Below are 11,858 nucleotides of genomic sequence, written 5' to 3' on the forward strand. Positions count from 1 at the left end.
ACCATGAGCCCGCTCACGTGAGAGGCTCGCGGAGGTGAGAGCAGGTGGAAGTCCGGGCGGGAACGGCTGTCGTGCTGGTCGAGATTCCGGACGGCAGGCACGATCTTCCGCTGGGAGGGCTGATCTCCTTCCGGACACCGGAAGTTCAGCTCCATCCGTGCAACCCGTAGTCCAGGAGCGGAGGCCCGGCCGGCGAGTCGGCTAGAGCGGTAGCGCGGGCTCGAACAGCCAGCGGGTGAGCAGGTCGCGGTGCCCGGCCAGCGCGAGGAAGTCCTCCGTGGTCACCACACCGTGCCGGTTCCGCGCACACCACTCCCGCAGCAACGCGAAGAACGAGTCGTCACCCATCTCACGACGCAGAGCGTGCAACGTCAAAGCCCCGCGCTTGTACACCCGGTCATCGAACCAGTCGGCCCGCGCCGGCCGCCCGATCACCAGGTCCTGCGGCAACCGCGCAAGCAGATCCCGAGCCCCAGCAGCACAAGCGTCGGCAGAGCGGCCACCGGAAGCCTCGGACCACAACCACTCCGAGTAGCAGGCAAAGCCCTCGTTGAGCCAGATGTGCTCCCACGACGCGATTCCGACGGAGTTGCCGAACCACTGATGCGCCAACTCGTGCGCCACCAACCGTTCCGAGCCCCGCCGCCCGTCCACGTGGTTGGACCCGAACGTCGACAACGCCTGGGCCTCAACGGGAACGTCGAGCTCGTCGTCGGTCACCACGACCGAGTACTTCGCGAACGGGTAGGGGCCGAACAGCGACGAGAACACGTCGATCATCTGGTTCTGCCGCGCGAAGTCGTGCGCCACGAGCCGGCGAAGCCGAGCCGGTGCCCACACGCCGGGCAGCGCCTCGACGTACTGTCCGATCTGGACGGTCGCCAGGTAGGTGGCCATCGGTGCGGCCATCGAATACGTCCACCGCGTGGTGCTGCCGGACACCTTGCCGTCCACCAGCACCCCGTTGCACACGACCACATAAGACGAAGGCGCGGTCACGTCCAGCAGGTACGAGGCCTTCGACGAGGGCTCGTCCAGGCACGGGAACCAGGACGGCGCGCCGATCGGTTGCGAGGCCACCAGCGAGCCGTCGGTGAGCTGGTCCCAGCCGAGGTCGCCCCACTCCGGTGTGGACACCGGCACGGGCGTTCCCGAGTAGCGGACCTCGACCGAGAACGACCCGCGCACGGCCGCGCGAACGTTCAGCACGCCACCCGCGTGCGCGTACCGCGCCGGTTTGCCGTTCACCAGCACCTTCGAGATCCGCAAAGGGCCGAAGGACAACGAGAACGACGAGAGCGACGTGCAGGAAGCCTGCAGCACCGCACGCCCGGAGAGGCGTGCGGAGTGCGGCTTGTAGTCAAGCTCTAGTGCGTAGTGATGTACCGAGAAGCTCATGTCCACGCGGAGATCGGGTTGCCCAGCCAACGGGTTCCCGACGGTACATCCTCTCCGCGCATGACGAGCGAGGCGGGTCCGATCGTGGTGTTGGCGCCGACGGACGCGCCCGGCAGAACGATGCCGTGCGGACCCAAAGTAGCGCCGGAGCCCAGGGAAACGCGGTCCATGCGCAGGATCCGGTCGTGGAACAGGTGCGTCTGGACCACACAGCCGCGGTTGACCGACGCGCCGGCGCCCAGGGACACCAGGTCGGCCTCGGGCAGCCAGTACGACTCGCACCACACGCCACGACCGACGGACGCGCCCAGCGCGCGCAGCCACCAGTTCATGATCGGCGTACCGCCGGAGAAGCCGACCAGCCACGGCACGGCGAGCACCTCGACGAACGTGTCCGCCAGCTCGTTGCGCCAGACGAAAGCCGACCACAGCGGGTACTCACGCACGCGGAAGCGGCCCACGAGCGTCCACTTGGCGATCACGGCGACCAGGCAGGCCGCGACACCGGCGCCCAGCAGCACGACGCCGGACCACCAGAGCCCGAACTCCTTCAAGGCGAAGAGCACGAGCACGACCAGCGCGACGTTGAGCATGACAGGGACGAACCGGCACAGCTCCACCAGAGCCCGCGCCCACATCAAGCGAACAGGCGGGTCGAACGTGCGGGACTGGTCGGACACCTCGGCGGCACGCGGCAGCTTCATCGGGGGCATGCCCAGGTACGAAGAACCGGCCTTGGCGCGCTTCGGGGCCGCGGACAGCACGCCGACGAGGCCGCCCTTGGGCACGTTGCGGCCGGGGGCGGTCATGCCGGAGTTGCCCAGGAACGCGCGCTTGCCCACGCGGGCCGTGGCGATGCGCAGCCAGCCGCCGCCGAGCTCGTACGACGCGACCATCGTGTCGTCGGCCAGGAACGCGCCGTCGCCCACGCGGGTCATGCGGGGGAGTGCGACCACGGTGGACGCTTCGACGCGGCGGCCCACCTTCATGCCCAGCAGGCGCAGCCACACCGGGGTGAACAGCGAGGCGTACAGCGGGAACAGCGCAGAGCGGGCGATGTTCATGAGGCGCTCGGTGGTCCACGCCTGCCACGCGACGCGGCTGTGCACGGGGTAGTGGCCCTCGCGCATGCCGATGCCCAGCAGTCGTACGAACACCAGGACGAGCAGCGCGTAGGAGCCGAACCAGATCGAGGAAGCGACCGGGACGTCCCACAGCGCCGACGTCAGGGAAACCGGGCGGCGCAGCACGTACAGCACGGCGGGAGCGGCCGCCAGCAACGGCAGCGCGCCCAGCAGGCCGGAGGACACGCCGTACATGAAGTTCCAGAGGTACGAGCGCGAAGGACGGCGTGACGGGAACGAGCGCGCCGCCTTGCCCTCGCGGATCGCGGGTACGCCTGCCCAGCGCTGGCCCGTCGGAACGGAGCCGGCGACACCCGAACCAGGGGCGACCTCGGCGCGCTTGCCGACGCGGGCGCCGGGGAACAGCGTGCTGCGGGCACCGACCGTCGCGCCCGCGCCGATGCGGATCCGGCCCAGCACCAGTCGGTCGCCGTCCAGCCACCAGCCGGACAGGTCGACCTCGGGCTCGACGGCGGCGCCGCGGCCGACCTTCAGCATGCCGGTGACCGGCGGCAGCGAGTGCAGGTCGACGCCAGGGCCGATCTTCGCGCCCAGCGCCCGCGCGTAGTGCGTCACCCACGAGCCGGACAGCTCCGTGGCGCGCGACATCTGCGCCAGCATCTCGGCGGTCCACAGTCGCATGTGGATGGAGCCGCCGCGGGGGTACTCGCCCGGCTTCACCCCGCGCAGCAGCAGTCGCGCGCCACCGGCGGAGACAGCCAGCCTGCCGAGGGGAGAGATGAACACCGCCCACCCGGCGGCAACCCACCACCAGGACACGGAAGTCCAGCCCAGCACGTTCGAAAGGGCCGTCAGTGCGACGACCCACCGCGCGCCGGCGATGGTCAGCAACGGGATCATCAGCAACGTCTGCAGAACGCCCGTCCAGCGCGGCGTCGGAGCGACCTCGCGCACCTCGGCCGTCGCGCCGTACGATTCCAGGCGGCGCGCGAGCTTGTGCAGCGTCGTGTTCTGATAGATGTCCGACACGGAAGTGCTCGGGTAGCGCGTGCGGACCAGCGAGACGAGCTGCGCCGCGGACAACGAGCTGCCGCCGGACGCGAAGAAGTCCGCGTCCTCGGAAGCCGGACCGGAACCCAGCACGGCCGCCCACTGCTCGGCCAGCCAGCCCTCCAGGCCCGAGAACACCACGCCGGCGGTGTCCATCGACTCCAGCGGCCACGGGAGCGCTGCCCGGTCGACCTTGCCGGACGTGCGCGTCGGCAGCGTGTCGACCACGGCGATCAACGGCACCAGGGCCGCAGGAAGCTCGGCACGCAGCTGGTCGACGGCCGCGGCCTGGTCGAACTCGCCGTCGATCACGACGTAGCCGACGAGGATCTGGTTGCCGCCACGCGTGGTGCGCACGGCAGCGGCCGCACCGGCCACGCCGTCCAGCGCCTGCAGCGCCGCGTCGACCTCGCCCAGTTCGATGCGCCTGCCGCCGAGCTTGATCTGCTCGTCCGCCCGGCCGAGGAACACCAGGCCCTCCGGCTCGGCGCGAACCAGGTCGCCGCTGCGGTACGCGCGGTCCCAGCCCATGGAGGGCAGTGGCGCGTACTTCTCGGAGTCCTTGGCCAAATCCAGATAGCGCGCCAGGCCGACGCCACCGATCACCAGCTCGCCCGCCGAACCCATCGGCACGACCTCACCGGCCGCGTCGACGACGACGAGCTCCCAGCCGTCCAGCGGCAAGCCGATGCGCACGGGACCGGAACCGGTCATCCGCGCGGCACAGGCGACGACGGTCGCTTCCGTGGGGCCGTAGGTGTTCCAGACCTCGCGACCGTCCACGGCGAGGCGCTCGGCCAGTTCCGGCGGGCACGCCTCGCCGCCGAAGATCAGCAGGCGCACGTCGTCCAGCGCCTCGACCGGCCACAGCGCGGCCAGCGTCGGAACCGTCGAGACGACGGTGATCTCCTGCTCGACCAGCCACGGGCCGAGGTCCATGCCGGTGCGCACCAGCGAACGCGGCGCGGGCACCAGGCACGCGCCGTACCGCCACGCGAGCCACATCTCCTCGCAGGAGGCGTCGAACGCGACGGAAAGTCCCGCCAGCACACGGTCTTCGGGGCCGATCGGCTCGTCCTGCAGGAAGAGCCGCGCCTCGGCGTCGACGAACGCGGCAGCGCTCCGGTGCGTCACGGCAACACCCTTGGGCTTGCCGGTGGAGCCGGAGGTGAAGATGATCCACGCGTCGTCGTCCAGCGACGGTTCGCCCGGCATGCCGAGCGGAGTGCCGTGCAGCACAAGGGATCGGCCCTCGCCGAGCACGGCGGACACGCCCGCCTCTCCGAACACGAGCTCCGCTCGTTCGTCCGGGTCCTCGAAGTCGACGGGCACGTAGGCCGCACCCGCCGCGAGGGCCGCCAGGATCGAGACGTAGAGGTCGACGGTCCCGGACGGCACGCGAATGCCGACCCGGTCGCCGACCCCGACACCTTCGGCGGCGAGCTTTTCCTTGAGTTCCAGCACTTCCGTGATGAGCGCGCGGTACGTGAGGGCGGTCGTGCCGTCGTCGACGGCCAGCGCGTTCGGGTGCTGTTCGGCACTCGCGCGCAGGATGTCCAGGAGTGTGCGCGGTGTGGGCGCCTCGCCTGCCGTGAACATCGATCGAAGAACAACGGGTTCGGCCGCAATGGTCACGACAGCGTCACTTCTCACCCTCTCGGCAACTGGTGGACCCGCAACTTTACCTCCAGTTAACGGACTACCTCTCTCCGGAGTACGACGACTCACAGGTGACATCAGTCACCGCAACGCTTTCGAGTGATTTGCGAGCGTTGTGCCGTGCCAGGTTCCACTCCCGCCAGTCCTGCTCGACGTTGCCGCGATTCTTCAGCCACCGCAAGGAACACGAGCGCTGCGGCTCTGGCAGCCTGACGAGCGCGGGCACCGCGTCCTCCGACAACCGCGACAGGTAAACGGTGTCGATCTTCTTCGTCGCGTCGAACCTGCTCACGTTGTAGTCGGCCACCACCTGCTCGGGGTTCATCACCACGACCGCGAGGAAGAACGCCGTGCCCGTCCCGACGATCGCCTTGGGCAACCAGTTGGCGCGCAACGTGATGCCGCTCCCGATCACCATCAGGTAGACGACGGCGAGCCAGACCTCGCACGAGGAGACCAAAAGCCTCAGCACGGTCCACCCGTACGCCTGCTGGTAGAACCACATGCGGCTCAACGCACTCGCCACGATCACCAGCGTCAGCACCGCGAGCGACCCGAGCAGGATCCGCAGCCACAACTGTTCCCGCGCGGTCTTCCTCGCCGCGAACCGCGCCACGCCGGCGATGACCCCGAGCGTCAGGATCGAGACCCACAGCAGCTGCCAGAACCCGGACCGCGCGTACTCGGCGAACGTGACACCCGCCGTCTCCATCACGTACTTCTCGCCACCGAACAGAACCGCGAGCTGCGTGCCGACGAACCCGGCGAACAGCACCACGAGCACACCGACCGGCAGCGCGTAGTCCTTGACCCGCAACGTGCCCGGCTTGCTCTCCGCGTCCTCGTTGATGCTCGGGGGCGCCGTCACGAGGTAGCACGCACCGACAGCGCCGAACGCCGCTACGCCGCCGAAGAACGCCATCCGCACGTACCCGCCGATTTCGAGTTCGGGCACCAGGCTCTCGAGGAACTTCCCGAACGCCTGGTCGGCCCCGGCGAGCAACGACCCGAAGATGAGCAGCAACACCAGCGCCACGCCGACCGAGATGAACGGCCTGATGCCGACCGGCCCGCGCTTGCTGAAGCCCTTCGCGACCCACGGAATCGACCGCAGCCCCGCAAGCCCGATGCCGAGCGCGCCGAAGACCAGCCCGCGGACGGTCCTGCCGCCCGCCATGGCGATCGAACCGCACATCATCGACGCCAGCACGCACAGCGGGAAGACCCACTCGGCGGCCCGCAGGAAGCCCATCGCCAGGAACGCCAGCGCGGCCGCCAGCCAGAGCGCGCGTTCGATGGACGGCTTGCCCGCGTAGAACAGGACGCCGCCGACGCCGAACAGCGCCGCGAGGAACCAGCCGATGCCGTTGTTCGGCGGGGCGAGGAAAGCGCCGGCCAGGCCCGCGACGAGTCCGACGACGAGGACCTTGTGCGGTGCGCCGGTCGTGGGCGGCTTCCACCAGGGCATGAACGGGACGCCGGGCGCGGGCGGGACGACGAACGGACCGGCGGCCGGGCCGGCGGTGGGGTAGCGGGGCGCGCTCTGCCAAGGGGAGGGCGGGGGCAGGGTGGCGGTGGCGACCGGCGTGGGCTTCTCGGCCGGCGCGGGTTCGGCGATCTTCTCCGGTTCCGCGATCTTCTCCGGTTCCGTCACCTCCACAGGCTCCGACACCTTCTCGGCAGGTTCCTCGTCCTCCCGCGACCCACCGGAAACGGGCCGATACCCCACCTTCCGGAAGTGCCGATACCGCCGCCGAGCAGCACCCCCGTCCCCAGCAGACGGCGAGTCAGGCGATTGCGTCGAGTCAGTCATGTCTCTCTCCCAAGCCCGAAAAAGGGCGCGCTCAACCGTCACGCCACGACGTGACGCGAACAAGAACCAAGTCAGCGAGGCAAAGTCACCCGGATGCACGACCCGGGATCCACCACGGCGATCGTCCCGCCGTGCAGGTCCACCACCCACCGGGCGATGGCGAGACCGAGCCCGGTCCCACCACCGCCCGCCCTCTCCCCTCGGGTGAACCTCTCGAAGATCCGGGAGCGGTCAGCCGGAGCGATCCCCGGCCCCTCGTCCCGGACCTCCAGAACGACAGCACCCCCGGAAACACCGCCCGACACGGACACCAACCCCCCGATGGGTCCGTGCCGCGCAGCGTTGTCCACCAGGTTCACCAGCACCTGGTGCAGCCGCTCCCCGTCGGCGAAAACCGTCAGGTCCCCCGGCACGTCGATCGAGAACGACGCAGAAGGTGCCGCCACCGCCGCCTCGGCCACCACATCGGCGACCAGGGAGGACACCGACAGGGTCTCCCGGTTCAGCGACAGCACCCCGGCGTCGATCTTCGACAGGTCCAGCAGCTCGGTGACCAGCCTGCCCAGCCGTTCGGTCTGCGCGAGAGCGGTCTTCATGGTCGCCGCGTCGGCCACGGCCACCCCGTCGACCACGTTCTCCAGCACGGCCTGCAACGCCGAGATCGGCGTCCGCAGCTCGTGCGACACGTTCGCGATCAGCTCCCGCCGCTGCTGGTCGGCGGCGGCGAGATCGGCGGCCATCACCGTGAACGCCTCGGCCAGCTGCCCGACCTCGTCGGACGACGTCGCGCGGACCGACCGCGAGTAGTCCCCGGAGGCCATCGACCGGGCCGCTGAGGTCATCTCCCGCAACGGCGAAGTCATGCCGTGCGCCAGCAACTGCGACGTCAGCAGTCCCAGCACCAGTGCGATCAACGTCGTCCGCGGCGGCAACCACCCCGTCACGTAACGGAAGTACGCGAACGACACACACCCCGACACCACGATGACGATCCCGAGCTTGAGCTTGATCGACCGCACCGAGTCCAGCGGACGCGGCAGCATGTCCAGCCAGCCCAGCACCTTCTTCACCGGGGCACCTCCAGTGCGTACCCCACGCCGTGCACCGTCCGGATCAGGTCGGCACCGAGCTTGCGCCGCAACGCCTTCACGTGGCTGTCGACCGTCCGCGACGAAGCCCCCTCGTGCCACCCGCACGCCTCCGCCAGCAACCGCTCCCGCGCCTGCACGGCAGAAGGCCGCTCGGCCAGGAACACCAGCAGGTCGTACTCGGTCGGCGTCAAATGAGCCTCCACCCCTGAACGGGAGACCCTCCGAGCCGCCAGATCGATCACCAGGTCCCCGAGCTCCAGCGACCGCGACGTGGTCGCCCGCGACACCCGGCGCAGCAGCACGTGCACCCGTGCCGCCAGCTCACGCATCGAGAACGGCTTCGTCAGGTAGTCGTCCGCCCCCACGGCGAGACCGACCAGCAGATCGGTCTCGTCCCCCCGGGCGGTCAGCATCAGCACCGGCACCGAACGCGACGCCTGGATCCGGCGGCACACCTCCAGCCCGTCGAACCCCGGCAGCATCACGTCGAGAACGACCAGGTCAGGCACGACGGAAGCGGCCATGGCGACCCCGGAAGGCCCGTCATGAGCCACCGACACCACGAACCCCTCGGCCCGCAGCCGCGCGGCCACGGACTCGGCGATCGTGATGTCGTCCTCCACGACGAGCACCCGGCGCTGACCTGTCATGGCGGTGACTTTATGTGCATGTCGTGGAGGACGCCGGGACAAGTTGTGAAGATCGTGTGCAGAAGCCGCAGGGTAAGTTCCAGGGCATGAACGTCCTCGAAGCGGTCCTGGAGAGGATCACCTACGCCAACGAGGACAACGGCTACACGGTCGCCAAGGTCGACACCGGCCGCGGTGACCTCGTCACGGTCGTCGGCGCGCTGCTCGGTGCCCAGCCCGGCGAGTCCATCCGCATGCGCGGCCGCTGGGGCTCCCACCCGCAGTACGGCAAGCAGTTCCACGTCGACGACTACACGACGATCCTGCCCGCGACGATCCAGGGCATCCGCCGCTACCTGGGCTCCGGCCTGATCAAGGGCATCGGTCCCGTGCTCGCGGACAAGATCGTCACCCACTTCGGCGTCAACGCGCTGGACGTCATCGAGAACGAGCCGGAGCGGCTCATCGAGGTCCCCAAGCTGGGTCCAAAGCGGACCAAGCTGATCGCGGAGGCGTGGGAGGAGCAGAAGGCCATCAAGGAGGTCATGGTCTTCCTCCAGGGCGTCGGCGTCTCCACGAGCCTCGCCGTCCGCATCTACAAGCAGTACACGGACAAGGCGATCGAGGTCGTCAAGGAGGAGCCCTACCGCCTGGCGAACGACGTCTGGGGCATCGGCTTCAAGACGGCCGACGTCATCGCGAAGGCCGTCGGCATCCCTCACGACAGTCCACAACGCGTGAAGGCCGGTCTGCAGTACACGCTCTCCGAGGCCACCACCGACGGCAACTGCTATCTGCCGGAACAGTCCCTCATCGCGGACGCCATCAAGATCCTCCAGGTCGACGCGGGCCTGGTCATCGACTGCCTCGCGGAGCTCGTCGAGGAAGAAGGCGTTGTCCGCGAAGAGCTCCCGGACGACGAGATCGCCATCTACCTGATCCCGTTCCACCGCGCGGAGATCTCGTTGGCGTCACAGCTCAAACGCCTGTTGCACGCCGACAACGACCGCATGCCGAGCTTCGCCGGCGTCGACTGGGACAAGGCCTTCGCCTGGCTCGGCACCGAGCTCGAACAGCACCAGGCGGCGGCGGTCAAGCTCGCGCTGACCGAGAAGGTCGCGGTGCTCACCGGCGGACCCGGCTGTGGCAAGAGCTTCACCGTCCGTTCGATCGTGCGCCTGGCCCAGGCGAAGCGCGCCAAGATCGTCCTGGCCGCGCCGACCGGGCGTGCCGCCAAGCGCCTCACCGAACTGACCGGCCACGAGGCCCGCACCGTCCACCGCCTGCTGGAGCTCAGACCGGGCGGCGACGCGGCGTACGACCGCGACCACCCGCTCGACGCCGACCTGGTCGTCGTGGACGAGGCTTCGATGCTGGACCTGTTGCTGGCCAACAAACTCGTGAAGGCGGTCCCGCCCGGCGCGCACCTCCTGCTCGTGGGCGACGTCGACCAGTTGCCGTCGGTCGGCGCGGGCGAAGTGCTCAGAGACGTGCTGGCGCAGGGAAGCCCGGTCCCGAACGTCCGCCTCACGCACATCTTCCGCCAGGCGCAGGAGTCCGGCGTCGTCACGAACGCCCACCGCATCAACAGCGGTGACTATCCAGTCGTGCAAGGACTTCCGGACTTCTTCCTCTTCAGCACCGACGACGCGGAAGAGGCGGCGGCGACGACGGTCGACGTCGTGGCGAACCGCATCCCGCGCAAGTTCCGGCTCGACCCGCGCAAGGACATCCAGGTCCTCGCCCCGATGCACCGCGGACCGGCCGGCGCGGGCGCGTTGAACACCGTGCTGCAGGAAGCCCTCACGCCGTCACGCGACAACCTGCCCGAGAAACGCTTCGGCGGCAGGGTGTTCAAGGTCGGCGACAAGGTCACGCAGATCCGCAACAACTACGACAAGGGCAAGAACGGCGTCTTCAACGGCACGCTGGGCGTTGTCATCGCACTGGACCCGGTCGAGCAGAAGCTGACCATCCGCACCGATGAGGACGAGGACGTCGATTACGACTTCTCCGAACTGGACGAGCTCAGCCACGCGTACGCCATGACCATCCACCGCTCGCAGGGCAGCGAGTACCCGTGCGTGGTCATCCCGATCACGACCAGCGCGTGGATGATGCTGCAGCGCAACCTGCTCTACACCGCCGTCACGCGCGCCAAGAAGCTCGTCGTGCTGGTGGGAAGCAAGCGAGCCATCGGCCAGGCCGTCAGAACTGTCGGGGCGGGCCGCCGCCACACGGCGTTGGCCCACCGCCTCAGAACTGCACCGACGTCAGACAGTCCGTGATCAGCCGCGCCCACGGCATCGCGGACTCCAGCGCGATCGCGTGCCCACACGCGATGTCGGTGTACTTCGAACCCGGAATCAGGTCCGAGACCTCCTTGCCGAGGTCGTGCGGCAACAGCTGGTCACCGGACGCGCCGATCACCAGCGTCGGCTGCGTGACCTGCGGCAGCACGTCGGACAGGTCGATCTTCAGGATCAGGTCGACGTGCGCGGGCGACCCGGTCGGCACGCTCGCCCCGATCAGCTCGGCGAAGCCCTCCGCCTGCGCCGGGGTGAGCCGGGCCAGGTACTCCTTGCTGCACATCACCGAAAGGATGAACCGCGACAGCACCTCACGAGACCCGTCCAGCAACGACTTCCACCGGTCGATCTTCGCCCTGGTCGCGGCGTCGATCTTCCGAACGGCGTGCTCAGCACCAGCCCGCGCACCCGGTCGGGGTGCCGCACCGCCGCCGTGACGGCGACCGCGCAACCCATCGAGCAGCCGCAGACGAAGAACGACTCGTGCCCGGCCCCGACCGCGAGGTCCACGAGGTCGTCGGCGCGTTTCTCCAGGTCGAGCGGGCCACCGGCCTTCGGTGAGCCGCCGGAGCCTGGCAGGTCCGGCGCGATGACGGTGAAGTACTGCGTGAGGGTCCCGAGGATCGGGCCGTAGTTGGCCTGGACGCTGCCGCCGCGCCGTGCACGAGCAGCAGGGCAGGGCCGGTGCCCTTGACGACGGTGGGCAGGCCGGTCATGGGGATCCCCGAGTTTCGTCAGTCCATGCTGCGGACGATGGTCGGCTCCAACCCCTCGTCGTCGTCAGTGAGGGAACCGCGCCAGGGGAACAGGAGGGAGATCTCGGC

Annotated in this window: 8 protein-coding genes; 2 read left to right on the top strand and 6 right to left on the bottom strand. The window is 69.2% G+C overall.

Annotated elements, in window-relative coordinates; all coding sequences use genetic code 11:
* Positions 1–44: 44 nt before the first annotated feature.
* Positions 45–170, top strand: a complete 126-nt coding sequence (locus C8D87_RS48560) for a hypothetical protein (protein WP_267899862.1) — start codon at positions 45–47, stop codon at positions 168–170.
* Positions 171–201: 31 nt separating this feature from the next.
* Here C8D87_RS48560 and C8D87_RS15030 read toward each other — a convergent pair whose 3' ends face one another.
* From C8D87_RS15030 to C8D87_RS15050, 5 genes are all read right to left on the bottom strand, one after another.
* Positions 202–1,398, bottom strand: a complete 1,197-nt coding sequence (locus C8D87_RS15030) for a M1 family metallopeptidase (protein WP_109641995.1) — start codon at positions 1,396–1,398, stop codon at positions 202–204.
* The gene (locus C8D87_RS15035; RefSeq protein WP_233442106.1) at positions 1,395–5,132 is read right to left on the bottom strand and encodes a Pls/PosA family non-ribosomal peptide synthetase; all 3,738 of its coding nucleotides are present in this window, start codon (positions 5,130–5,132) and stop codon (positions 1,395–1,397) included. Before C8D87_RS15035 ends, C8D87_RS15030 begins: the two co-directional genes overlap by 4 nt.
* Positions 5,133–5,232: 100 nt before the next feature.
* On the bottom strand, positions 5,233–6,852 hold the full coding sequence (locus tag C8D87_RS15040) for a DUF4153 domain-containing protein (RefSeq protein WP_112227112.1): 1,620 nt from the start codon (positions 6,850–6,852) through the stop codon (positions 5,233–5,235).
* Positions 6,853–7,076: 224 nt separating this feature from the next.
* Entirely contained in the window at positions 7,077–8,048 is a 972-nt protein-coding gene (locus C8D87_RS15045) for a HAMP domain-containing sensor histidine kinase (RefSeq protein ID WP_109641997.1), read from the bottom strand.
* Positions 8,049–8,071: 23 nt separating this feature from the next.
* Positions 8,072–8,746 (bottom strand): response regulator transcription factor, encoded by a 675-nt coding sequence (locus C8D87_RS15050; RefSeq protein ID WP_112227113.1) that lies wholly within the window; start codon positions 8,744–8,746, stop codon positions 8,072–8,074.
* An 86-nt stretch (positions 8,747–8,832) separates the two neighbouring features.
* On the opposite strand from C8D87_RS15050, the gene recD2 reads away from it, so the two are divergent.
* Positions 8,833–11,013, top strand: a complete 2,181-nt coding sequence (gene recD2, locus C8D87_RS15055; RefSeq protein ID WP_109641999.1) for an SF1B family DNA helicase RecD2 — start codon at positions 8,833–8,835, stop codon at positions 11,011–11,013.
* Between the two features lie 303 nt (positions 11,014–11,316).
* Here the strand turns inward: recD2 and C8D87_RS49145 are convergent, their stop codons facing one another.
* On the bottom strand, positions 11,317–11,772 hold the full coding sequence (locus tag C8D87_RS49145) for an alpha/beta fold hydrolase (RefSeq protein ID WP_112227115.1): 456 nt from the start codon (positions 11,770–11,772) through the stop codon (positions 11,317–11,319).
* Positions 11,773–11,858: the final 86 nt, after the last annotated feature.

Origin of the sequence: Lentzea atacamensis (assembly GCF_003269295.1) — a bacterium.
In the GTDB taxonomy this organism is placed as follows: domain Bacteria; phylum Actinomycetota; class Actinomycetes; order Mycobacteriales; family Pseudonocardiaceae; genus Lentzea; species Lentzea atacamensis.

Coding starts and splice junctions, on each gene's coding strand:
- C8D87_RS15045 (WP_109641997.1), bottom strand. CDS start 8,048: ATGCTGCCGCGTCCGCTGGACTCGGTGCGGTCGATCAAGCTCAAGCTC.
- C8D87_RS15050 (WP_112227113.1), bottom strand. CDS start 8,746: ATGACAGGTCAGCGCCGGGTGCTCGTCGTGGAGGACGACATCACGATC.
- C8D87_RS15030 (WP_109641995.1), bottom strand. CDS start 1,398: ATGAGCTTCTCGGTACATCACTACGCACTAGAGCTTGACTACAAGCCG.
- C8D87_RS15035 (WP_233442106.1), bottom strand. CDS start 5,132: ATGTTCACGGCAGGCGAGGCGCCCACACCGCGCACACTCCTGGACATC.
- recD2 (WP_109641999.1), top strand. CDS start 8,833: ATGAACGTCCTCGAAGCGGTCCTGGAGAGGATCACCTACGCCAACGAG.